The 22,760-nt window shown below is 57.5% G+C and carries 23 protein-coding genes and 1 tRNA gene; 1 reads left to right on the top strand and 23 read right to left on the bottom strand.

The genetic code is table 11. From position 1 onward, the window contains the following. Window positions 1-7: 7 nt before the first annotated feature. The 4 genes from C1713_RS05575 to rny form a co-directional block, all read right to left on the bottom strand. Complete coding sequence (locus C1713_RS05575; RefSeq protein WP_009753967.1) at window positions 8-790, bottom strand: TIGR00282 family metallophosphoesterase; 783 nt, start codon at window positions 788-790, stop codon at window positions 8-10. A gap of 24 nt (window positions 791-814) precedes the next feature. Continuing rightward, entirely contained in the window at window positions 815-1,372 is a 558-nt protein-coding gene (locus tag C1713_RS05580; protein WP_170950781.1) for a hypothetical protein, read from the bottom strand. A gap of 25 nt (window positions 1,373-1,397) precedes the next feature. Beyond that, a complete protein-coding gene (locus C1713_RS05585; RefSeq protein ID WP_102493501.1) occupies window positions 1,398-3,173 on the bottom strand; it encodes a sensor domain-containing diguanylate cyclase in 1,776 nt (591 codons plus the stop codon). Between the two features lie 114 nt (window positions 3,174-3,287). After that, window positions 3,288-4,844, bottom strand: coding sequence for a ribonuclease Y (rny, locus tag C1713_RS05590; protein WP_170950782.1), 1,557 nt, complete (start codon window positions 4,842-4,844; stop codon window positions 3,288-3,290). 205 nt (window positions 4,845-5,049) lie between these two features. On the opposite strand from rny, the gene C1713_RS05595 reads away from it, so the two are divergent. Continuing rightward, window positions 5,050-6,126, top strand: coding sequence for a M48 family metalloprotease (locus tag C1713_RS05595; RefSeq protein ID WP_039981378.1), 1,077 nt, complete (start codon window positions 5,050-5,052; stop codon window positions 6,124-6,126). 53 nt (window positions 6,127-6,179) lie between these two features. Here the strand turns inward: C1713_RS05595 and C1713_RS05600 are convergent, their stop codons facing one another. From C1713_RS05600 to flhA, 19 genes are all read right to left on the bottom strand, one after another. Then, window positions 6,180-6,632, bottom strand: a complete 453-nt coding sequence (locus C1713_RS05600; RefSeq protein ID WP_102493295.1) for a hypothetical protein — start codon at window positions 6,630-6,632, stop codon at window positions 6,180-6,182. Window positions 6,633-6,642: 10 nt separating this feature from the next. Beyond that, window positions 6,643-7,641 (bottom strand): flotillin-like protein FloA, encoded by a 999-nt coding sequence (gene floA / locus C1713_RS05605; RefSeq protein WP_009753961.1) that lies wholly within the window; start codon window positions 7,639-7,641, stop codon window positions 6,643-6,645. A 37-nt stretch (window positions 7,642-7,678) separates the two neighbouring features. Then, window positions 7,679-8,311 carry an NfeD family protein gene (locus C1713_RS05610; protein ID WP_009753960.1) on the bottom strand — a complete coding sequence of 211 codons (633 nt, stop codon included), beginning with the start codon at window positions 8,309-8,311 and terminating at the stop codon, window positions 7,679-7,681. A 43-nt stretch (window positions 8,312-8,354) separates the two neighbouring features. Then, window positions 8,355-8,630, bottom strand: a complete 276-nt coding sequence (locus tag C1713_RS11995) for a hypothetical protein (protein ID WP_138774477.1) — start codon at window positions 8,628-8,630, stop codon at window positions 8,355-8,357. A gap of 334 nt (window positions 8,631-8,964) precedes the next feature. Next, a tRNA-Pro gene (locus tag C1713_RS05615) sits at window positions 8,965-9,041 on the bottom strand. 89 nt (window positions 9,042-9,130) lie between these two features. Next, on the bottom strand, window positions 9,131-9,862 hold the full coding sequence (locus C1713_RS05620) for a hypothetical protein (protein WP_170950783.1): 732 nt from the start codon (window positions 9,860-9,862) through the stop codon (window positions 9,131-9,133). A gap of 77 nt (window positions 9,863-9,939) precedes the next feature. Continuing rightward, entirely contained in the window at window positions 9,940-10,275 is a 336-nt protein-coding gene (locus C1713_RS05625) for a hypothetical protein (RefSeq protein WP_102493296.1), read from the bottom strand. Window positions 10,276-10,291: 16 nt separating this feature from the next. After that, on the bottom strand, window positions 10,292-11,890 hold the full coding sequence (locus C1713_RS05630; RefSeq protein WP_102493297.1) for a DUF342 domain-containing protein: 1,599 nt from the start codon (window positions 11,888-11,890) through the stop codon (window positions 10,292-10,294). A 68-nt stretch (window positions 11,891-11,958) separates the two neighbouring features. Further along, window positions 11,959-12,714, bottom strand: a complete 756-nt coding sequence (locus C1713_RS05635) for a FliA/WhiG family RNA polymerase sigma factor (protein ID WP_170950799.1) — start codon at window positions 12,712-12,714, stop codon at window positions 11,959-11,961. A gap of 24 nt (window positions 12,715-12,738) precedes the next feature. Then, window positions 12,739-13,164 (bottom strand): hypothetical protein, encoded by a 426-nt coding sequence (locus tag C1713_RS05640; RefSeq protein WP_102493298.1) that lies wholly within the window; start codon window positions 13,162-13,164, stop codon window positions 12,739-12,741. A gap of 15 nt (window positions 13,165-13,179) precedes the next feature. Further along, a complete protein-coding gene (locus C1713_RS05645) occupies window positions 13,180-13,665 on the bottom strand; it encodes a chemotaxis protein CheD (RefSeq protein WP_009753953.1) in 486 nt (161 codons plus the stop codon). A 1-nt stretch (window position 13,666) separates the two neighbouring features. Next, window positions 13,667-14,296, bottom strand: a complete 630-nt coding sequence (locus C1713_RS05650; RefSeq protein ID WP_009753952.1) for a chemotaxis protein CheC — start codon at window positions 14,294-14,296, stop codon at window positions 13,667-13,669. A gap of 59 nt (window positions 14,297-14,355) precedes the next feature. Continuing rightward, window positions 14,356-14,820 carry a chemotaxis protein CheW gene (locus C1713_RS05655; protein ID WP_102493299.1) on the bottom strand — a complete coding sequence of 155 codons (465 nt, stop codon included), beginning with the start codon at window positions 14,818-14,820 and terminating at the stop codon, window positions 14,356-14,358. 19 nt (window positions 14,821-14,839) lie between these two features. Next, window positions 14,840-16,891, bottom strand: coding sequence for a chemotaxis protein CheA (locus C1713_RS05660; RefSeq protein ID WP_102493300.1), 2,052 nt, complete (start codon window positions 16,889-16,891; stop codon window positions 14,840-14,842). 18 nt (window positions 16,892-16,909) lie between these two features. Beyond that, the gene (locus tag C1713_RS05665; protein WP_102493301.1) at window positions 16,910-17,527 is read right to left on the bottom strand and encodes a CheB methylesterase domain-containing protein; all 618 of its coding nucleotides are present in this window, start codon (window positions 17,525-17,527) and stop codon (window positions 16,910-16,912) included. Further along, window positions 17,520-18,212, bottom strand: coding sequence for a flagellar brake protein (locus tag C1713_RS05670; RefSeq protein ID WP_102493302.1), 693 nt, complete (start codon window positions 18,210-18,212; stop codon window positions 17,520-17,522). The genes C1713_RS05665 and C1713_RS05670 overlap by 8 nt, the downstream gene beginning before the upstream one ends. Window positions 18,213-18,230: 18 nt before the next feature. Further along, window positions 18,231-19,175 (bottom strand): MinD/ParA family protein, encoded by a 945-nt coding sequence (locus C1713_RS05675; protein ID WP_102493303.1) that lies wholly within the window; start codon window positions 19,173-19,175, stop codon window positions 18,231-18,233. A 1-nt stretch (window position 19,176) separates the two neighbouring features. Next, window positions 19,177-20,577: a flagellar biosynthesis GTPase FlhF gene (flhF, locus tag C1713_RS05680; RefSeq protein WP_102493304.1), complete on the bottom strand. Its 1,401-nt coding sequence runs from the start codon at window positions 20,575-20,577 to the stop codon at window positions 19,177-19,179. Further along, window positions 20,578-22,662: a flagellar biosynthesis protein FlhA gene (gene flhA / locus C1713_RS05685; RefSeq protein ID WP_050341504.1), complete on the bottom strand. Its 2,085-nt coding sequence runs from the start codon at window positions 22,660-22,662 to the stop codon at window positions 20,578-20,580. Window positions 22,663-22,760: the final 98 nt, after the last annotated feature.

Below are 22,760 nucleotides of genomic sequence, written 5' to 3' on the forward strand. Positions count from 1 at the left end.
TGACTCCCTATTCCGCTTCGCGCAGCAAAAGCGGTTCAATCGTTGCAGGGCGCTGCCCCGCGGGATCAATATCCACGATGACCGCCGCGTATTCCGCAGGACCTTCTGCCATATCAAACCGCACAGGCATCCCCGTACGGAACTTCTGAATGACGAGATCCGTGCGCACGCCGAGCACCGAATTCTGTGCCCCGACCATGCCGAGATCGGTGATGTACGCCGTCCCGCCCGGCAGGATACGCGCATCTGCTGTCTGGACATGTGTATGCGTGCCGACAACGATGTCCGCACGGCCGTCCAGATAATGTGCCATCGCGAGTTTCTCCGACGTGGTCTCCGCGTGAAAATCCAGTACGATGAGATCCGCCTGACCCTCCAGCACGGCAAGAATCTCATCTGCCTTCTGGAAGGGACAGTCCATCGGCGGCATAAACGACCGCCCCGAGAGATTCATCACGCCGATGCTCGCCGTCTTGGCGGGAAAGACGCAGAATCCTTTTCCTGGCGCCCCCTCAGGATAGTTGGCAGGACGAATGAGAAACGGCTCATCATCCACGAAGGAGAAAACCTCCTTTTTATCCCAGACGTGATTGCCCGAGGTGACAATATCGGCTCCGCCTGCATAGAGCTCATCGAGCGCCTTGCGCGTATAGCCCTTGCCGCCAGCCGAATTCTCTCCATTGACGATGACGACATCAATGCCGCGCTCCGCGCGCAGACGCGGCGTAAGAGCACGAAAGGCACGCCGTCCCGCGTGTCCGACGACATCACCGACGATCAGTATGCGCACGGCGTCCCCTCCTCTCTTACTCCATCAGCGGTTATAAACCACAACCTGGTCGCGCTCCCGAATCCCAACGAGACGATCGCGCAGCGGCATCTCGCGTACGGCGGTCAGCATGCGATCGAGTGTCTCATGCTGCATCTGTCGGAATTCCGCATCGGGCAGGTCCGCCCCATGTACGTCCACGAGCAGCGCATCGCCGAAGCGATCGGTCAGAAGCTGTACCGTAAGCCCAATCTCCCGCTCCGTCACCTCATCCATCCGCCGTGCGAGATGCAGCATCATGAGCCCATCATGCCGCTCATAGGAGAAGTCCATCGCCGTCACAACACTCCCCTCGATCGCATGAAAGCTCTCAATGCTCTCACCAAGAAACGCGGTAAACTCCTCCGCCTCTGCGGGTGACAGCTGTGCGCGAGCGAAAAAAGCCATCGTCAGCATTCCCTCGCATGGATCGTAGGAAACCGCCGCAATCTCAGGAAAGCAGACGAGCACGGAAGCGAGCAGCTGCACACCCGGACGTGCCTGTTCACGAGACGTTCGAACCGATCTTTGCCCTAAAAACATACTGCGAAAAGAATCCCACATGTTGCGCCCCCCTTTCCATGACCGACTATTCCTCACTGCTCACACGCCCAAAGCCGAGCGCATATACCACATTGCGTCCTGCCTTCTTCGCCTGATAAAGTGCTTCGTCAGCATTCTTGAATAGCTGGAGCTCATTATCCTGCTCCGGATCGAAGGCAGCTACGCCGACACTGATCGTGACATTGTGGTGAAACGGCATTTTCGCCTCCTCCACCCTGCGGCGAATACGCTCCCCGACTCTGCCCGCAACTGCGAGCGGCGCCCCCTGAAGAATAATGAAGAACTCGTCCCCACCCCAGCGGCAGCCCGCATCTGAGCCACGGATCGTGTGGGAGATTGCATCCGACACCGTAAGAAGTACCTTGTCCCCCATATCATGTCCATAGGTATCGTTGACGCCCTTGAAGTTGTCGATGTCCATAAGGATGACCGAGAGTGGTGTCTTTTGCGTCTGTGAGACTGACACCGCCTCCTTCAGGAGGCGCTCCATCTCGCGGCGGTTCAGCAGATTCGTCAGCGTGTCGCGAATGGCAAGCTGCGTGAGCTGCTGATTCACTGTATGCAGCTCCTCCTCCGAAACACGGATGAAGTGCGACATGAATGCAAGCATTTTCCGATCGTAGGACAGCGGTGCCACGCGCTTTGGCTCCAGCTTTGCGGCCTTGACGTAATTGGATTTCTCCTTCATGCCTACGAGCAGGACATTCAAATTTGCCGGAACAATGCGTCGCCCAACGCGCCGAACCTCCCCGAATACAAATACAGTCGACGAGGGGAGCCCAGCGCAGGGGGACATTTCCGTCACGACATCTTCGCCAAGCAGGAGATAGTGCCCGATGCACGCCACACCGAAAATTGCCTGCGGTGAGAACGCAGACATATCACGTGCGTTTTCCGCCGCCTTCGTGAGAATGCCGTAGGGGTCGCCGTAAGCAAGGCGAAACTTCGTCCCCGCCTGCATGGGCAGGCCGAAGGTGAGTTCTCCCGATCCCTCCTCTATCTTAAGAGGGACACGCGCGGAGACCGAGCCATCCTCCTCCTCGAAGCAGAGCGGGAAGAGTGCCGCATCCGAACTGAAGTCGCCATTCCCCTTGATGCCGAAATAGCGCTCATAGATATGCAGCGGTATGCCGCCGTCCAACTCCTTGACCGTGCAGCCGTCTACACGTGTCGCAACAATCTCACGGCCGAGTTCATTCCAGCCGAAATTGCGTACTGCATGCGCATCCAGCGTCTCGCCGTGGAACACAATGGCGGCCATTCCAAGCCGCAGCTCCGCATCGTCCGCAATCAGATAGCCGTGCACTCCCATAGGCGGCGAATCAACAAAGGCTCCAAACACCGCGATGCGTTCGTCCATCGCAGTGCCCTCCTCAAGCAGTGCACCGAGCTGATCCATAAGGCCGACCACAAGGATTTCGACTGCCTTGGTATGCGGACGTGTGCCGATAAAGCGGGCAATACTCTCCTTTGCCTCTGATATCGGCGTATTTCCTTTGACCGTGACAAATTCCACCCGCGATGACTCAAACGCCGTAAAGGTCAGCATGGCCCCTTCCGTATCAAGGCACAGATCCGCCATCTTGAGGGCACAGGTATGCGCCAGGATCCGCGCATGCGGGAACAGCTCCCGCACAGCATTCACCATGCTCCCTGCCTTCTCAGCCGGCATATCACAGGGGGCGGCAATCGTAATGAGCAGAGACTCCACATGCGGAATCCGATCCAGTTTTTCCTTTGCCTGTTCCGCCTTGCGCTGCGCATCGGCAGTCCCGGAAACAATATAGGTCAGCTGCTGCATGATGCACTCCTTGTTGAACGTCGGGCAGTTCCGCTTTTTCACCGCGGATATTGTCCATCCTCCATATTTCCCATAAATAAAGGGCAGATGTCCCCTATTTATATGTTTCTTGCCTCACTTCGCATAATCGACAACGCGCGTCTCACGGATCACCGTTGCCTTGATCTGCCCCGGATACTCGAGATCGCCCTCGATCTTCTTTACAATATCATGAACGAGAACTGCCGCTCCCGCATCATCCACCTTGTCCGGCTTTACCATCACGCGGATCTCACGCCCCGCCTGAATGGCAAAGCAACGCTCTACGCCGTCAAATGACTCCGCGATCTCCTCGAGCGCCTTCAGTCGCTTGATATAGGACTCAAGGCTCTCTCGCCGTGCGCCGGGACGTGCTGCAGAGACAGCATCCGCCGCCGCGACGAGCACGGCCTCCACCGTTGTCGCCTCCTCATCACCGTGATGTGAAGCAATGATATTGATGACCTCCTTCGACTCACGGTACTTGCGTGCGAGTTCGGCGCCCACTGTGACATGCGGGCCCTCGATCTCATGGCTGACTGCCTTGCCGATGTCGTGGAGGAGGCCGCCGCGCTTGGCGAGCATGACATCGCAGTCCAGCTCCGCCGCCATCAGCCCCGCGAGATGCGCGACCTCGATGGAGTGCGCCAGCACGTTCTGTCCGTAGCTCGTGCGATAGCGCATCCGCCCCAACAGACGCACCAGCTCGGGATGGATGCCGTGCACGCCCGTCTCGAACGTCGCCTGCTCCCCTGCTTCCTTGATGCGCTGGTCGACCTCACGGCGCGCCTTCTCGATCATCTCTTCGATGCGTGCGGGATGGATACGACCGTCCTGAATCAGCTTTTCGAGCGCAATACGCGCCACCTCACGGCGTACGGGATCAAAGCCCGAAAGAATGACCGCCTCGGGCGTATCGTCGATGATGAGGTCGATGCCCGTCAGCGTCTCCAATGTGCGGATGTTGCGCCCCTCGCGCCCGATGATGCGCCCCTTCATCTCATCGTTCGGCAGAGCAACGACCGAGACCGTCGTCTCCGCTACGTGATCGGCAGCACAGCGCTGGATGGCGACGCTCAGGATCTCACGTGCTGCCTTGTCCGCCTCGTCCTTCGTCTGTTGGACATATTCCTTGATCTTGCGTGCCTTTTCATGCTTCAGCTCTTCCTCTGCCTCTGCCATGAGCACGGTGCGTGCCTCCTCGGAGGAGAGCCCAGAGATGCGCTCGAGCTCCTGCCGCTGACTCTCATAGAGCGCGCTGACCTCTGCCTGCGTCTTGTCGATGCGTGCTTCCTTACGTGCGAGACCTTCCTCCTTTTTCTCGATGGATTCCAGCTTGCGGTCGAGATTCTCCTCCTTCTGGATCGTACGACGCTCCATGCGCTGCAGTTCACTGCGGCGTTCCTTCGTGTCACGCTCAAAGTCCTGCCGCTGCCGCTGGATCTCCTCCTTGGCCTCGAGCAGTGCTTCCTTCCGCTTCGTCTCCGCCGCCTTCCCGGCCTCGTCGACAATGCGTTTTGCTTCACTTTCGGCTGATCCTATCTGTGCCTCTGCCGCACGCTTGCGTGCCGTATAGCCGGCTGCAGCGCCAACGCCAATGGCGATAATTATCATGAGTATTTCCGTAAAGATAACGGCCACCTCCTCGTTCATAAATAAGCGCATATTCTTATATATTTTAATGTTTTTTGTGGATGGTGTCAAGAATAGCGCCCCCTCTGCACACGCAGGAGAAAAAAGTCCTACTCTCCTAAAACCTGCTCTGCGCTTACAGCGACACGCTTCTTTCCCTCTGTACTGGACAGAAATATTTTCATCCGATATAATATGTTCATCGGTTCATATGTTAGGAGGAATTATGAATAAGAAAAAATTGATGCGAAGTGGTGTCGCACTTGCTCTCTCCATCTCCATGGCGGGTGGCATTACCCTCAGTACCCCAGCCGTGGCCGAGGCAAGCACGGGCAACATCATCGGTGCGATCGTCGGCGGTATTGCAGCGTCCGCTGAGATGAACAAGGAGATTAAGTACTACAACACAACTGAGGAAGGTCGTCAGGCGCTGAACAATCAGCTGCGCGAAAAGTACGGGGTCAATGACGACTACGCGCTCAACAATCAGCTCGACCGCATCTTCACCAATCTGACGGCGGCGATCGGTTCACAGGACGCGACCATCTATGACCGTCCGTACCTCTATTTCATCAACAACGAGAACAGCTTCAACGCATTCTGTACGCTCGGACATAATATGAGCGTCAATACGGGGCTTTACAACTACCTCAATAACGAGGATGAGATCGCCGTCGTCCTCGCCCATGAGATGGGGCACGGGCAGAAGGATCACCCTGCAAGGGGCATGAAGCGTTCGCTCGGGCCTGCAATTCTTGCGAGTGCGACGGGTACGGTGCTCGGTGCAATCGCCGCCAATATATGGAGCGGACAGGGACTCACCAAGCCGATGGAGTGGGAGGCAGATAACCTCGCCTTTGACTACATCTCGCACTCTCCGTACAACCCAGGAGCAACGGCAGCGGTATGGCAGCGTGTCATCGATATGGACGGCAACAACTCCGCCAATGTCGTCTCCATCATGTCCGGTGCCGCCGATCATCCGTCGAATGCCTCGCGCCGTGACAACTACGCCAAGAAGCTGACGGAGATGAGCGGCGGCAAGGTCACAGTGAACAACGGCACCGTCTATATCAACAAAAAGGAGTTCGTGACCCCCGCCCCTGCCAACGGTATGACCTCGGCGGAGCGCGCCTACTTCGTTATGGGCAACCTCGCGGCAGCCTATAAGAATGGGCACGCCGCCGCGGATGCGTACGCGGACGGCTCCACGGTCATGCTCGGCGCACAGCCCATCATCACAGCGGTGGAGGGTGACCGCAGTGCGGCAGACATGGCAGATCAGCTGAATAAGATCAAATAAGAGAATCACAAAAAAACGAGGATTGCCGATGTGGCAATCCTCGTTTTTCTTTGCTATCGCTGCGGAAAGCGGCGCAGAGCGCGTGGCTTCCCCAAGATCTCCGCCATCACGACCGCCTGCTTCATCGTCTGCGGCGTCCACTGCGGCAGCCCCTTTATCGCAGGAGATGCTGCAGCAGACAGTATCTCAGTGCGCCGTTCCTGCGCGGCGCGTTGCTTCTCCGCATGCTGGTGGGCCGCCGCCGCTTTCTCGGTGGCTCTGCGCTCCGTCTCCCACTTTTCGCGCAGGGCGCGCTCCGCCTCCGTCGGATCGACGGTCCCGATCTCGATGCGGCTGGGGATGCCGCGCATCGGCGGGATCTCGAACGCACCGCCTTTCTGTCCCCCGCGCCTCTGACGGGGAATCTCCTGCGGCACGGTCGGCGGCGGAACTTTTTTCTTTCCGCGCACACGGTCATCGAGCACGCTGATCGCGATCAGGATGCCGACTACGACGAGAAATTCCATGGTGCATTCCTCACTTTACGGGGACAGACGGATGCTTGTCATCCTGCTTCCCCGATGCGCTGATCGCATGGCGCATATCCGTATCCGACTGGATGTTGTTCAGCTGATAATAGTCCATGACACCGAGCTTGCCCTCGCGCAGCGCCTGTGCCATAGCGTGCGGCACCTCTGCCTGCGCCTCGACCACCTTGGCCTCCATCTCCTGCGTGTACGCCTTCATCTCCTGCTCACGAGCAACTGCCATCGCGCGGCGTTCCTCCGCCTTTGCCTGTGCGATGCGCTTATCCGCCTCCGCCTGATCGGTCTGCAGCTCTGCACCGATGTTCCGCCCGACATCGACATCGGCAATATCAATGGAAAGAATCTCAAATGCCGTTCCTGCGTCGAGGCCTTTGCCAAGCACAGTCTTCGAGATGTCGTCCGGATTGGCAAGCACGTCATTGTGACTCTGCGAGGAGCCGACCGTCGTCACGATGCCTTCGCCAACACGTGCAATGATCGTCGGTTCCCCTGCACCGCCAACGAGGCGATCGATGTTCGCACGCACCGTAACGCGCGCCTTGATTTTCAGCTCGATGCCGTTCGCTGCCACAGCGGAGACAATTGGCGTCTCGATGACCTTTGGATTGACACTCATCTGCACCGCGTCGAGCACATCGCGCCCCGCGAGGTCAATTGCCGCTGCGCGCTCGAATGGGAGGGCGATCTGCGCGCGATGCGACGCGATCAGCGCATCCACCACCTTGTCCACATTACCGCCTGCGAGATAGTGTGCCTCGAGCTGGTTGACGCTCACATCCAGCCCTGCCTTATTCGCCTTGATGAGCGGCAGAACAATGCGGCTCGGCGGAACGCGGCGCAGGCGCATCCCGACCAGCGAGACAATGCCGACCGAGACATTTGCCGAGATCGCCGAGACCCACAGCCCGAGCGGAACAAAATGCAGAAAGATCGAAACCGCCAGGATAACGATGACAACGAGGAATGCTCCTCCGAATAGTGTACCCATGAAAACCTCCTAGATGTATGTTCATCCATCCGAAATATTATGCCTCACGCACTACCACACGGCTGCCGCTCACAGACAGGACGACAACGCGCGTCCCCTTTTCAATAAATGCGCCCTCCGAGACGACATCAACAGGGCGGCCGTCAATCTGTACCGTTCCCGCAGGCCGCAGCTCCGTGAGCACCTTGCCCATCTTCCCAATGAGATCAACTGCCCCAACGGCACTGACATAGCCCTCCTCCGTGCGCGAGCTATTGTGAAGGACCAGCTTGTTCCACAGCCGGCTCGATGGCAGACGGGCAACGACGAGCAGGAATACCGCCACAGAGATGGCAAGCGCGATGCCGAGCGCAGCGAGTGCGCCGATGTCGCCGCCGAGCGCGAGCACTATGCTGTAGAGCATCGCTGCAACGCCCAGCCCCGCGAGCAGTCCGACCGTTGGCAGCAAGATCTCCACAATGATCATCAGCACACCGACAAGAAACACCGCGATGTGATAGAACTCCACCAGACCGCGCGTATACTGGCTGCCCCAGAACACCGCCGCCGCGACAATCCCGAGCAGGACACCGACGCCCAGCCCGCCCGTCTTGATCTCTACCATAATGGATAGAAACATCACGGCGAGCAGCAGCACCTGCAGCACGCCACGATCTACGATAACATCCATACCTGCCCTCCTTCGACAGATGCCGCATACGCCATCCGTCCGATCACGCTGCAAAAGAAAAACCGCCCCTACGTCCCAAACGTGAGCGGTGTATTTCATAGCCATGTGAAGAAGCAGCCGCCAGAGAGGGGTCCTCCTTTTCTGTCTTTATGATAACAGATTCACACAGCGTTCGCAAGATGTTTGTATAGATTCTGTCAATAGCAGCAAGACCATGTACCAACTTTTCATCCAAATCGTTGCTGCTTGCACTTTCCGAAAAGCATTTGTATAATGCCTGAAGAGAACCACTAAAGGCAAAGGCGGCTAACTTCTTCACCTCTCCAACTCTATAAGCGGGAGGTGGTGCACTATGGGTTATTACGAGTTCATTTTAATCATTGTTCTCGTCACTGGCTACATCGTTGCCATAAAAAAGAAATAACCGCCCTGTCCTTCAAAACGTGAGCGGTTAATCCGTAATTCGTGAAGAGGTGACGCCTTGCGGTGTCTCTCTTTTTGTATCTTTATCTTAGCAGATTTGTCCTCTGTTTTCAAGTCACCTCAACGCTGATTCTGAAAAACGGCATCGCTCAATCCTACACGTACGCTTACCCATAATAAAAAGAGTACTCAGCATCACATACTGAATACTCCAGCAATGTTCAAAAGAATGGTCGGAACGACAAGATTTGAACTTGCGGCCTCTTCCACCCCAAGGAAGCGCTCTACCAAGCTGAGCTACGTCCCGAACAGTGGCTATTATACCGACCTTTTCGCATCTTGTCAAGGAATCGCCGATAAAAATGAAGTCCGTCAAGTGTCGGATTTGTTTCTTTCTCAATCCTTTTGCGTCATCTGCTTCATCAGGCGAAGCGCACCGATCTCGACACCGGTCTCACGCGCAACCTGTTCGATGGTGCGTCCGGCGCGCAGGAGGGCGCGTGCCTTGCCCATGGACTCATCTTCCTGCGCGGCGGGCTGCATCTCTTCCTCCGGCATACCGTCCTCTTCCCGTGGTGCGGGAACCGGCGTCTGCTGCGGCACAGGTGGCGGAGGCGCAACGGGACGTGCCTGTGGCTGTACCTGCATCGCAGGCTGCATGGTTTGCTGCGGATGCGGTGCAGCGGGCATCGCTGCGGGAGCGGTACTGCGCATCTGCTCGCGCAGGATGGACTGATGCAGGACGGCGGCAAAGGCATCGCCGTCCGTGCGCTGCGCCTCCGTCAGCTGAACCGAAGGCGGCATCGGAGGAACAGTGCCCGCGCGTGATGCGGTATAGGCCGCAGGGGGCACGGTTCCGCCGAGGTCGCGAAGACGGCGTTCGAGTTCTTCGATACGTTGCTGGAGTGCCCACTCGAGGCGCTGTGCATCCGCCACACGCGTTTCCAGCTGCGTGCACCGCTGATCTGCCTCACGCAGGAGTCCTTCGAGTTTTGTCACGTGGGTGCCTAGGCGCTTGATGATGGTGTCCGCCGACTGTCGGAGCTCTTTTTTTAGTTTCTCGATGGATTCTGCCAGTTCCTCATCATCTTCCTCGCTGCGCTGGCGGCGATGGATGATGTAGCGCACGATGAGGAGCAGTACAGCTCCCAGTATGATGAGTGCGCCTAGGATTTCGGTGATGGAAATAATAACAGGCCGCCTCCCTACAAGCTAATATCGAGGTGCACGCCACGATTGGGGTCAGCAGCAAGCCGCTGAAGGAGTTCTGCACCATGATCCTCCCGCCGCTCTCGTCCGCCCTGTCCCCTTCCACGCTGTCCCTGACGGCGTTCTCGTTCCGGATCGTCCTTGACACGCGCGTCGTCACTCGCCTTTTCCTTCGCACGCACCTGCTGACGTGCGAGCTCCGCATCCTGTTTCTGGCGCAGGGATTCAAAGGTCTGCTGAACATTGACCTGATTCTGCATATTGCTTTGAACATTCCCCGCCTCATTGGACTGCGGGATCATCATCTGCATGCTGATTGGCGTGACGTTCATGGTGCTGTCTCCTTTTCTACAGAATGCCTGTGACGACTTCCCCTTCAAGAACCTGCAGCTTAGCATGGCGCAGTTCGCTGTCCACGGTCTTTTTCACCCCACTGATGATGATGTTGACCCCCGGGAAAATGGTATCCGACGCCTCGACGGAGCCGTTTTTCATCTGCTCCAACTCCTCGCGCATCTCCTCCAGCTCCTCCTTCATCCGCTTGATCTTGGTCGCCAGCGGGAATTGCACATGGGTCAGTTCGGCAAGCTGCTCTCGACGGCGTTCCGACAGACTCATGAGCGGTTGTTTTTTCAGTGTCTCAAGGGCAAGCCGCACTTGGGTCAGCTGTTTATCCGCCGCCTGATATTCTTTCAGCAGGTTGTCGTATTTGTGCTTGAGATTCGGATCGATGCCGACATTGATGTTGGTCTGCACATAGAAGTTATTCCCAAGGATTTTTGCGCGTATGGACTCCCCTGCCCCAACGGAGCCGCCCGTAATAAATCCGCGCTGCCCCTCAACAGTGACATGGTGCCCTGCGCGCATCACCGAGTGAAGCACGACATCATTGACGAAGATATCGCGCTCTGCTGTGATGTTCGCATTCTCAACGAAGGCAATGCTCACATCCTCGCGCGCATGGATCTTCCCTACGTTCATGCCGCGGATGCCGCCGTGTACGATGACGTTGCGCCCCTCGACCTCCGCACCGCCGATCATGCCCTTGATCTCAACATCGCCCGCTGCCTTGACGGAGAAGCCGCTCTCGACGTCACCGCGTATCTCCACACTGCCGGCAAAGTCAATATTGCCCGTGCCCACATCGACACTGCTGTCGATGACAAGATGTGGGTCGACACTGACCTTCTTCCCGTCATCGACGATCTGCCCATCGATGACGGCGACCAGCTCGTCGTTGTTGACCACCTTGGTATTCTTTCCCTGTGGAAGATTGATCGGCTTTCCGGGTCTCGACGCAACCTCCTCGCCGAATACATTCTTCCCCGGGATGCCCTGTGTCTCCGGGATACGGACGACAAGGACATCACCGATTGCCGCCCGAAGAAAGATGTTCATGTCCTTGTAGTCGACGCGGTCAAAGGCTCGCTCTGCGGGACGCCCCTTGACGCCCATGTCGAATTTCTTTTCGAGCCGTGCATCTTCGCCTGCGACGGGTGCTGTCCCGCGCGCCGCCATAAAGGGAGTGAGACGCGCAACGCCGCGCCCAATCGCTGCGCGGTCAATGCCGTAGACGACCTTCTTCTCCTTCAGCGCATCCAATACATCCGCGACGGACGGCGGTAGATTTCCCTTCTTATCGTCGAAGCGTACTGCTGCCGACATTGCATCGTTCGGGATCTCGATGGTAAAGGGGATGGTGAGGTTATCCTCCCCATTCTCAGCGGCAGCGTTAAGTTTTTCCTCAACCCCCTCCGCCGCACGCACGAGATGCGCGAGCTGGAGGACATCGTAGTCCGTAACGCCCGCCGCCTCGATCTTCTCACGCAAAGCGGACAGGTCAACGACGTCCGCATCCGGCTCCTCCGGATAAACGGTAAGGTAGGCGCCATCCTCACGCAGGGCAAGTTGAAAGCCCTCTTTTCTTCCCCCAACGATACGTTCCATAAGTCCCACTCCAGATCCTTCATAATTGCGCTTCGATTACAACGATTTTCGTCGGGGCGATGCGCAGGTTAACCAACATCATTCATCCGTGCCAGAGAGCCCCGCATACGGAAGATTGCCTTCGTATGCAGCTGGGAAATGCGCGCCTCCGACAGGTGGAGAACAGCCGCAATCTCCTTTAGTGTCATTTCGTCATAATAGTAGAGCGCCACGACCGTCCGCTCCTTCTCGGGGAGTTTTTCAATCGCAGCAGCAAGCGTTTCCTTGATCTCCGTCCACTCTGCATGCTCCACAGGACCATCCTCGAGGGATGCCTGAGCATCGGTGCGGAGATACTCCTCAAGGGGGATCACGGTCGCTGCACTGACCTGGCTCTCAAGACGATGTAATTCCTCTATGCTGAGATCCATTTCCTCCGCCAGCTCCTGATCTGTCGCCGTACGCCCAAGAGTCCCTTCCAGATGAGCTACAGCTTTTTCATAGCGCTTGATGTTCTGACGTACGCTGACGGGAATCCAGTCCTTTGCACGCAGGTGGTCAAGGATCGCGCCGCGTACGCGTACGCCCGCATAGGTCTCAAATTTATTGCCGCGTGTGAGCTCGTATCGCTCGATCGCATCGAGCAGGCCAAAGAACCCACTGCTCAGAAGATCCTCCCGATCGACGTGCTGTGGCAGGCTGATGGCGATGCGTCCGGCAACCAGGCGTACGAGAGGGAGATAGTGTTCGGCAATACGGTTTCGCACCTCAACGGTCCTTTCCGTCTCATACGCCTTCCACAGAGCCTCAATATCCTCTTCTATCGGCTCCGCCATCTGCATCATCTCCTCTCCGCGCATCCGCCAGCTCTACGCCGGGGCCACTGCTGTGGGTTCCTCACCCGTCGACGTCTCAGCCACCGGCGGCTCATGCACCTCATCCGGTGACGTCATGTGCGTCAGCGTCTCCGCCGACAGCGGACGGAAATCCTTGGGCTCAGCAAAGGCAATTGCATCCTCTGCGCCGTCGTCCTCTGCGTCAAAGTCGATGTCATCGGCATCATAAACGATCTTCTTCATATCTTCCATGCGCTCGTCCGGCATCTTGTCGTACGCTGTCCAACCTTTTGCCTCGAGAATGAAGGTGACAAGATAGGTAAATGCACCGGCACAGACGAACGCGATGAGGCTGCGCAGAAATGCTGTGCCAATACGCGCATCGGTAAAGAGCCCCGTCAAAAAAACGACGAGAGCAGCGATCACCGAAAATGCGAGCGCCATCCCCACTTTGAACAAGAAATCACCTTCCCCCTAGATGGTTTTATCCCCTTTGCTGACGGTCTTGACGGTATACGTACCGTCATTCAAGTCGATGGATACGGTGCGTCCATAGTTGAGCCCCGTATCCTCGGCGATGAGGCGGATGCCATGTGCCGCCAGAAGATCCTTTGCCGCCTGTGCATTTCGCTCGCCGACGCGCATGACGCTCGTCGAGTTGGAGAACGCAAACATCTGCGCTCCGCCCGCGATCTTTGCAACGAGACGGGACTTTACCCCCCCAAGTTTCAGAACGTCCGCCAGCATGAGCGGAAATCCCGTATCGATGAACTTCGCCGGTGTATCGGAGGGGCGTGCCTGCTTACTGTCCGGCAGCATATAGTGGAGCAGGCCGCCCACTTTTTCCTTAGGGTCATATAGTGAAAGGCCGATGCAGGAACCCAGTCCATAGCTGATGAGTGTGGCGGGAGCCGCACCGACCTTGTAGTCGGCCATGCCGACTTTGATCAAATTCGGCATATCATACAACTCCTACCGCATTCATAATGCTGCTCAGTGAGCCCGGATCGGGGACAAGGAAAAAATGTCCCTTGATGCTGCGGTCATCCGCGACAAAATTCGTCTCTATGAGAAGTGCGTGATCCCCCATCTCTCCGAGCTGAACCAGAACAACATTGAGAATCGCCCCCGCCATGTCCACGGCAAGTGCCGGCACGGACGGGAGCATGCTGATCCCCGTAAAGCTATAGAACGCATTGAGGTATGAGCCAGCAAGAATGTTTCCGACCTCCATCAATGCGGATTCATCCATCGGGCTGAGCTCTGTCGTCGTTGTTCCGACCTCACGCCCGCACATCGTATCCGCGAGAGCAAACGCGCTGTCACGCGGAATGAGAAAAAGGATGTTACTCGGTGCTTTTCCGTAAACGCGCAGGAAAATACCGACGACCACGAGTTCCGGTCCGCCGACAAATTCCGGTACATCTTCAATTGGAACCAGTGCCACCTGCGGCACATTCATCTCGATGCGATGCTGGATCAGACGGGAAAGTGCCGTCGCGGAATTACCCGCGCCGACATTTCCGATCTCCTGCAGCACATCGAGCTGCATATCCGACAGAGCTGTCAGGTCTTCCCCTTCTACAGTCATCGACTCAATCCTTTTCTCATGCGGTGCAATTCCTCAAGGATTCACTGCACACTCCTGTGTTATTTTGCCTCCTTGAGGCCGACGATCTCCTCCAGATTGAGCAGAATGATCAGTCGTCCTCTGATATTTCCGATGCTGCTGATAAACTTGCTGCTCTCGCGCGCATTGGTTGCCTTCTTCGTATCGATAGGCGCGTTTTCGAGACTCAGCACCTCTGTCACTGCATCGACGAGCATGCCGACGTGCACATCCTCGACAGATACCGTAACAATACGCGTGCGGTCGGTATACGGCGTCTCCGCGAGACCAAGGCGCTGTTTGAGATCAATGACCGGAAGAACAGCACCACGCAGGTTGATGACACCCTTGATGAAGTCCGCCGCATAGGGGACACGGGTGATATCGGTGAGATTGCGGATCTCCTGCACGTTCAGAATGCTGACACCATATTCTTCATCACGCAGGTTGAATGCCACGTACTGGTTGTTCTGCGGCGCGCCGCCCCGATTCATATCCTCTGCCATCTTCTTTTCCCTCCCCTGCTCACTGCTGAATCATCGTTGCGACATCGAGAATGAGTGCAACTCTACCGTCGCCAAGCACCGTTGCTCCGCCGAAGAGCTTGAGTCCGGCGAAGAGGTTCCCCAGTGTCTTGATAACGATTTCCTGCTGACCGATGAGGTTGTCCACCACGATGCCTGCCTTCGCCTCGCCGGCATGGACAACGACGACAAAGAGCTCCTCGGAGTCCTTCACATGCGGAACCTGCAGTGCCTCCTCCATGCGGACAATCGGGATGATCTCACCGCGCAGGACGATGACCTCCTTGTTCTGGATGGTCTGGATATCCGTCGGCTCGATGTTGACCGTGCTGTCGATGGAGGTGAGCGGAATGGCGTACATCTCTTCCTGTACGCGGACAAGCATCGCCTGGATGATCGCGAGCGTCAGCGGGAGCTTGATCTTAAAGATGGATCCCTCGTCGATATGCGTCTCTACATCGACGTGCCCGGAGAGTGCCTCGATCTTGCTGCGCACAACGTCCATGCCGACGCCGCGACCCGAGATATCGGTGATCTGCTCCGCCGTGGAGAATCCTGGCAGGAAGATGAGGCGGACGGCATCTGTATCGTCGAGGCGGTCTGCCTCATCCTGCGTGATCATGCCCTTTTCGACCGCTTTGCGGCGAATCTTATTGGCGTCAATGCCCGCACCGTCATCCGTAATCATGATGACGACGTTATTGCCTTCGTGACGCGCAATCAGCCCGACCTCACCGACGCGCGGCTTGCCCTTTGCCTCACGCGCATCAGGGCTCTCAACGCCATGGTCGAGGGAGTTGCGCAGAAGATGCATGATCGGATCGCCGATCTCGTCGATAACAGTACGATCAAGCTCCGTCTCTTCGCCCTCGATGGTGAGGTTGATCTCCTTTCCCAGTTCCTTCGATACGTCGCGCACCATGCGCGGGAAGCGGTTGAACACGGCACTGACTGGAACCATGCGGACCTTCATGACGATGTTCTGCAGATCACCCGTCACACGATCCATCTGTTCGAGTGTCTCCATGAGGTCACTCATGCGATGGGTCTGTCCGATCTGTTCAAGACGTACCTTGTTGATAACCAGCTCGCCCATGAGGTTCATGAGCGTATCGAGCTTTTCGATGTCGACACGAACGCTCTGGCTCTGGTGCTGCTTCTTCGGAGCCGCCTTTGCGCCTTCCTTCTTTGCCGGAGGTGCCGCCTTCTTTGCCGCAGGTGCTGCCGCAGCTGCCGGAGCGGCAGGAGCCGGCTCAGCCGGCTTGGCGAGCGCATCAGGATCGAGCTCCTCCACACCGATGTCCTCGATCTCAGAGACGGTATCAACGGCATTCGTCACAGCCTCAGCGTCGCTTGCTGTTGCGAGTACGATATCGAAGCTGCGCTCAAATTTCTCCTGCTCGAGATCCTCCGCCGAGGGAACGCTCTTGATGACATCACCTATCTCATCCAATGCATGCATGACCATGACAGAACGCGCTGCCTTGAGCACACAGCTCTCCATCAGTGTAACCTTGACATGGAAGACGTTCATCCCAGCGTCCTTCGCCTTTTTCATGACATCGAGGTCAATGTCATCAATGCCGAGATCGCCCCCCGCTCCGCCAGATGCATCACCCGCCGCCGGGGCAGCCGAAGCTCCCCCTGCAGCAGGAGCTGCAGCCGGAGGAGGCGTTCCCTTGGAGATAGAGCTGAGCTTAGCGACGAGGTCGGAGACATCGACGACATCCTCCGCCTCACCGTTGCCGACGCTATCCACCATCTGCTCCAGTGAGTCAAGACACTTGAAGAGCGTGTCTATGATGTCCTCGTTGAGCTTCAGCTCTTCCTTGCGGACAAGGTCAAGGACGTCTTCCATCTCATGCGTCAGCTCCGCGATCTTCGCGAAGCCCATCGTCGCAGACATGCCCTTCAGCGTGTGAGCGTTGCGGAAGATGTCGTTGACGACACTGATCTCCTCCATGTTCTCTTCGAGACGCAAAAGGCCTTCGTTCAGGGACTGCAGATGCTCATGCGACTCATCCAGGAACATATCCATATACTGGTTATCCATTGATATTCCCCCTACTTCCTATCTTCTCACAGCCGCCTGAATCGCTCCCGCGATCTTGGGCAATGGGCATATCTCATCGGCCAGCCCCGCATCGACCACAGATTTTGGCATTCCGTAGACGACACAGGTCGCTTCATCCTGCGCAATGCAGTAGCCGCCATTTTGCTTGATCCGGCGCATCCCTTCCCTACCGTCACATCCCATCCCCGTGAGGATGACGGCGACGACATCGTTCCCTAGATGCGCCACAGAGTCGTACATGACATTCACCGCAGGACGGTGATTTCCAACGGGCGGCTCATCGCTGAGTGCGATACGCCGTCCCCCCGCCTCCTGCCGAACGCGCAGCTGCCGATTCCCCGGCGCGATATAGACGCAGCCGGGCCGCAGCACATCGCCGTCGCAGGCCTCCCGAACCTCAACACGGGCAACTCCGTTCAGGCGCTCCGCCAGCGCTCCCGTGAATCCGGCCGGCATGTGCTGAACGACGACAACAGGACAGGGGAAATGTTCCGACAGCCCCGTAATGACCGTCTGCAGTGCCTGTGGCCCGCCTGTCGATGAGCCGATGGCGACAATCCGACGGTTCTGTGGGGCTCCGCGGACATGGGTCTCATAATGCTGTAAATCAGTCATTGCTCACGCGCTCCACTTGAGCACGCTGCACTTGGAAAAGATAGCGGATGATCTTATCCCTCATGCTGCGTGACACTGCCAGAAACTGGATGCCGATGTGATAGATCGGCGTATCGTCCTCACGCTCCACGCGCGTTACGCGCATCACCTTCGACATCATCTCGATCGTCCCAATGCCAGGAATATCGTTGATATCGAGTGCTACGCCGGTATCGACGGGCAGACGCCGCGGCCAAACAAACGAGAGTCCGCTGCCGCTGAGATCGACAATCGGCACGTTCGTCGGCGCATCAATCGTCCCCTCGGCGTCGATGTGGCGGATCGTCGCCGTAAGATTCACCTTGGTACGGAACAGCCCGCGCTTCTGGAAGCGCTCGACAAACTCAGGGATGGAAATACGCAGCGTCGGAATCCGCCCGTCATGACGCCCATGCCCGCGATGTACGCTAAAGAAGCGATAGTGACAGCCATCGCCCCCTGCAAGTACATACAAATTCTCGCCGACACGGGGGATGATCGGAACGAGCCGCTCATCCACGGGCATCGCGACGATGAGATCATCCCCGACAATGTCCTCCACGCGGCTGGTATATCCGGAAGTCCCCTCCTCGGTATTTTCAAAGAATATTTCCAATCGCTGTCCGATGGATAAAATACTCCTTGCATCTACCAATTCGCCCGCCATCTAAAATTTCCTCCTTGGCTAAGCTGAAAAGTTAAAAATTTGTTGCAAAAAACCTTTCCAGCCTCTTTTTACTTTCATTTCTTCCCCGGTGATAATTGCCTCTGCCAGCGCATCAATGCAGCGCGCGGCCGCAGATGCGGGTGCCGCCTTGATGAGCGGCTGCTGGCGCCGTACCGCCTTCGTCACGGAGGCGTCCTCAAAGACATAGCCGAGGCAGTCTACGGGCATGTGCAAGAACTTCTCTGCGGCCCGTTGGAGTTTCAGTGCAACCTCACGGCTCTCCTTCGGCTCGTAGACGCGGTTGATGACAAGGCGGAGATTCTTCTGTGCGGCGTAGATGCTGTATGCTTTCATAACAGCGTACGCATCCGTCAGGGAGGTCGGCTCCGGCGTCGTCACGAGGAGCACCTCGTCCGCCGCGAGGATAAAGTCCATCACGTTGCGCCCCAGTCCCGCGCCTGTGTCAACGAGGATCACATCGGCACGCGCGGCACAGTCGGCGAGCTTCTGCTGCAGGAGCAGCTTCTCCGCACGATCATATTCCAGAGCCTTCTCAATGCCCGAGCCGCCCGAGATGTACTGAACACCATGCGGCGACTCAACGATCACATCGTCCAGTTTGATCTCCGGCCGCAGGAGATCGAGCAGATGGCGCCGCGACGAGGTGCCGAGCATCACGTCGACATTCGCCATTCCGAGGTCGGCGTCGATGACGAGCACGCGATACCCCTTATCGCGCATTGCAATCGCCAGATTGACGGCGATGTTGGTCTTTCCGACACCGCCCTTCCCGCTGGTGATCGCAACGACGCGTACATCTGCCCATGCCTTCGCCTGAGCAGACGAGAGCATCGGCCGTTCCGGCACTGTCTGCTGCGCAGGGGGAGGCGGCTGCGCCTCCGTGGGGGCAGGCTCTCCCTCGGCACCGACCATCTGTCGCAGCCGCGTTGCCTGATCTGTCATATCATTCCCTCAAAAGCAGTTCCGCCAGCCGCTCCGCTGTCGCCGGAATGATGTCGTCCGGCACGCTCTGTCCGTTGGAGAGAAACGAAAGAGGCAGTCCGCGGTTGGCAAGAAGATTGAGCACCATCCCGAACGTCTGCGTCTCATCCATTTTCGTAAAGATGATGCAGTCGGGTTTGCACGGAGCAAAGCGTTCAATGATCTGCACGGCATCCTGCTCCTTCGTCGTCGCGCTGACGACGAGGTGCTTCTCCATCCGCGCATACGCGGCAAGCAGCGAGGTCAGCTCCTCCATCTGGAATTCGTTGTACTGGCTGCGCCCCGCCGTATCCACGAGGACAAAATCCTTGCTGCGGTGACGCGCAATCGCCTTTTTGAGATCTGCTGCCGAGTAGACGACCTCGACGGGAAGCCCCAGAATCTCCGCATATTTTTTGAGCTGCTCCACCGCCGAGATGCGATAGGTATCTGCCGTGATAAGCGCTCCCTTGAGATTCTGCTCCAGCACAAAATGCGCGGCAATTTTTGCGAGTGTCGTTGTCTTACCGACGCCCGTCGTGCCGATGAAGGCATAGACACGCGCGCCGTGCGTCCCGGGTTTCAGTCCATCGGTGAACTGCATCACCTGTGACAGGTAGCCCGCCAAAACACCTGCAGCGCGGGGGTCAAGGCTGTCGAGATTCGCATCGGCGATGGGAATCTTCCCCGCCATATCCTCGCACAGTTCCTCACGGACATCCTGCTTGACGAGCGCATCACGGATGGAGACCACCTCTTTGGGTTTGTTTGCCGCCATCATGGAGGCGAGCATCGTCTTCATCTGCGCAAGCTCATCCTCGAGCATGCGGATGCGCTCTGCCGAGCGGTCCTCATCTGCCACAGGGGCAGATGGCGGGGCTGCTGGCAGCTCTGCCACAGGCGTGGGCTGGGGCACCGTCTCATAGGCGGGTGCCTGCGCCGGAGCAGCGACAGGGGGCTGTGCCGGCGGAACATAGCCATCCTGCGGATAGGCGGGTGCCGGGGGTACCGGTGGTTCCACCGGTGCAGCAGGCGGCGCTGCATAGGGCAGCTGCACCACGTCGGGGGCGTAGACATCGTACACGGGCCCCGCCTGAGGGGCGGCTCCTCCCTCTGAACCTGCCGTTTCATTCATCCGATATCGGTTCACCACATTGGTCGGCAGGATCGGCGATGCCGGGGGAACATAGGCCGGAGACGGCTGCGGCGCCCGCTGCTGTGATTCATCCACCGCAGCAGTCACCTCGATCATCTCCGCGCCGCCAAGAACCCCCTCCTCACGATATTTCTTCGTGTGGAGGAGCACGGCATTACTGCCGAGTTCGTCCTTGATCTGCTCCATGGCCTCCTTGACCGAGGATGCGCGTACCGTTTTAACCTGCACTTAGATCTTCACCACCCCAAGGATTTGAATTTCAACATTCTGTTCGATTTCCGCGTGCGAGAGAACAATGAGGCCCGCGATCGAGCGCTCAACTAAATTACGGAAATACGGACGCACCGTCGGACTCGTGAGCACAATCGGCTGATAGCCCTGATCAGTCAGCTTATGGAGCTGTTCCTGCAGCGCCGTAAGGAGTTTCTGCATCGTATCAGGGTCGAGGCTGACATAGGAGCCATGCTCGGTCCGCTGTACGCTGCCCGCGATCTTGTTCTCGATGGCAGGATCAAGCGTAATGCAGGGGAGCACCCCGTTCTGGACGTTCTGCTGCGTGATCTGCCGCGCCATGGCGTGACGGACATACTCCGTCAGGACGTCCGTATCCTTCGTTGCTGGCGCGTAGTCGGCAAGCACCTCCAGAATCGTGCTCATATCGCGGATCGAGATGCGCTCGCTCAGGAGATTGGCGAGCACCTTCTCCACTTCGCCCACGGTGAGCAGATTCGGAACGACCTCCTCGACGAGAGCCGCGTTGGTCTTCTGGAGATTGTCGAGCAGGTTCTGCGTCTCCTGACGCCCGAGGATCTCCGCCGCATGCTCCTTGATGATCTCCGTCAGGTGGGTGGCGAGCACGGAGACCGCATCCACGACCGTGTAGCCGTTCAGCTCCGCCTGCTCGCGTTCGTTCTCCGAGATCCAGAGTGCGGGGAGGCCGAACGCCGGCTCCGTCGTCTCGATGCCCGGCACCTCCTCAAAGACGGTTCCCGAGTTCATCGCGAGATAGTGGTCGAGCATCAGCTCGCCGCGCGCAATCTCCACGCCCTTCAGCTTGATGATGTAGGCATTGGGTTTGATCTGGATATTATCGCGGATGCGGATGGTCGGCACGACGAGTCCGAGCTCCAGTGCACATTGGCGGCGAATCATGACGATGCGGTCGAGGAGATCGCCGCCCTGCCCCGTATCGACGAGCGGGATAAGGCTGTAGCCGATCTCGAGCTCCATCGGATCAACCTGCAGGAGCGAGACGATATTTTCGGGCGTCGTTGCTTCCTTCTTTGCCTTGGCTTTCTGCTCGACCTGCTGGACTTCCTGCTCCACCGCCTGACCACGATGGAGATTCCATGCGATGAAGCCGCAGAGTGCCGCGAGGGTAAAGAACGGAATGCCCGGCAGTCCCGGCATGATGGCGAGGAAAAGGAGCACACCCGTGAGAATCATAAAGATACGCGCGTTGCGGAAGAGCTGCTTGACGAGATCGCCGCCGAGGTTCCCCTCTGCCGCCGAGCGCGTGACGATGATACCGGTTGCCGTCGATATGAGGAGCGCAGGGATCTGTGCGACGAGCCCCTCACCAACAGTCAGCAGCGTATAGGTCTGGAGTGCCTGCGCCGCATCCATATCGCGCTGGAGCATCCCAATGACAAAACCGCCGCCGATGTTAATCATCATGATGACAATGGCGGCGATGGCATCGCCCTTGACAAACTTCGATGCACCGTCCATTGCGCCGAAGAAGTCCGACTCGCGCTGCACCTTCTCGCGGCGGCGCTTCGCCTCCGCATCTGTAATTGCCCCTTGATTGAGATCCGCGTCGATCGCCATCTGTTTGCCTGGCATCGCATCGAGGGTGAAGCGCGCCGACACCTCAGCAACGCGTTCCGAGCCCTTCGTGATAACGATGAAGTTCACAATGACGAGGATAACGAACACGATAAAGCCGACGACCGCATTGCCGCCGACAACAAAATTTCCGAATGCCGTAATGACCTCGCCGGCGTTCGCATTGAGCAGAATCAGACGCGTTGACGAGATATTCAGCGCCAGCCGAAAGAGCGTCGTAATGAGGAGGAGCGATGGAAAGACGGATAGATCCAGTGCCTCCACATTGTAGATCGCCGACATGACGACGAGCAATGCAATGGTGATATTGAGACAGATCAGGACATCCAATAAGACCGTCGGCAGTGGAATGATCATCATAATGACGATCGTCACGATGGCGACGGCGATCAGAACATCGCTGTATCGCTGTATGAAACTGCCGGACGAAAGAGGATTTACACTGCCGGTCTGCGGTGCTGCCATGCTCTTACTCACTCCCCTTGTTCCCGTTTCTCTTACGTGGATATATGATCCACCATATAACATTATATCAAATATTGAAATCTCGTCAAATGATAAAT

The organism is Centipeda felix (assembly GCF_900186465.1).
GTDB classification, from domain to species: domain Bacteria; phylum Bacillota; class Negativicutes; order Selenomonadales; family Selenomonadaceae; genus Centipeda; species Centipeda felix.

Bases quoted from the DNA above. Each gene is read 5' to 3' on its own strand.
- C1713_RS05580 (WP_170950781.1), bottom strand. From the start codon at position 1,372: ATGTGGGATTCTTTTCGCAGTATGTTTTTAGGGCAAAGATCGGTTCGA.
- C1713_RS05585 (WP_102493501.1), bottom strand. From the start codon at position 3,173: ATGCAGCAGCTGACCTATATTGTTTCCGGGACTGCCGATGCGCAGCGC.
- rny (WP_170950782.1), bottom strand. From the start codon at position 4,844: ATGAACGAGGAGGTGGCCGTTATCTTTACGGAAATACTCATGATAATT.
- C1713_RS05595 (WP_039981378.1), top strand. From the start codon at position 5,050: ATGAATAAGAAAAAATTGATGCGAAGTGGTGTCGCACTTGCTCTCTCC.
- C1713_RS05600 (WP_102493295.1), bottom strand. From the start codon at position 6,632: ATGGAATTTCTCGTCGTAGTCGGCATCCTGATCGCGATCAGCGTGCTC.
- floA (WP_009753961.1), bottom strand. From the start codon at position 7,641: ATGGGTACACTATTCGGAGGAGCATTCCTCGTTGTCATCGTTATCCTG.
- C1713_RS05610 (WP_009753960.1), bottom strand. From the start codon at position 8,311: ATGGATGTTATCGTAGATCGTGGCGTGCTGCAGGTGCTGCTGCTCGCC.
- C1713_RS05625 (WP_102493296.1), bottom strand. From the start codon at position 10,275: ATGAACGTCACGCCAATCAGCATGCAGATGATGATCCCGCAGTCCAAT.
- C1713_RS05630 (WP_102493297.1), bottom strand. From the start codon at position 11,890: ATGGAACGTATCGTTGGGGGAAGAAAAGAGGGCTTTCAACTTGCCCTG.
- C1713_RS05635 (WP_170950799.1), bottom strand. From the start codon at position 12,714: ATGATGCAGATGGCGGAGCCGATAGAAGAGGATATTGAGGCTCTGTGG.
- C1713_RS05645 (WP_009753953.1), bottom strand. From the start codon at position 13,665: ATGCCGAATTTGATCAAAGTCGGCATGGCCGACTACAAGGTCGGTGCG.
- C1713_RS05650 (WP_009753952.1), bottom strand. From the start codon at position 14,296: ATGACTGTAGAAGGGGAAGACCTGACAGCTCTGTCGGATATGCAGCTC.
- C1713_RS05655 (WP_102493299.1), bottom strand. From the start codon at position 14,820: ATGGCAGAGGATATGAATCGGGGCGGCGCGCCGCAGAACAACCAGTAC.
- C1713_RS05660 (WP_102493300.1), bottom strand. From the start codon at position 16,891: ATGGATAACCAGTATATGGATATGTTCCTGGATGAGTCGCATGAGCAT.
- C1713_RS05665 (WP_102493301.1), bottom strand. From the start codon at position 17,527: ATGACTGATTTACAGCATTATGAGACCCATGTCCGCGGAGCCCCACAG.
- C1713_RS05670 (WP_102493302.1), bottom strand. From the start codon at position 18,212: ATGGCGGGCGAATTGGTAGATGCAAGGAGTATTTTATCCATCGGACAG.
- C1713_RS05675 (WP_102493303.1), bottom strand. From the start codon at position 19,175: ATGACAGATCAGGCAACGCGGCTGCGACAGATGGTCGGTGCCGAGGGA.
- flhA (WP_050341504.1), bottom strand. From the start codon at position 22,662: ATGGCAGCACCGCAGACCGGCAGTGTAAATCCTCTTTCGTCCGGCAGT.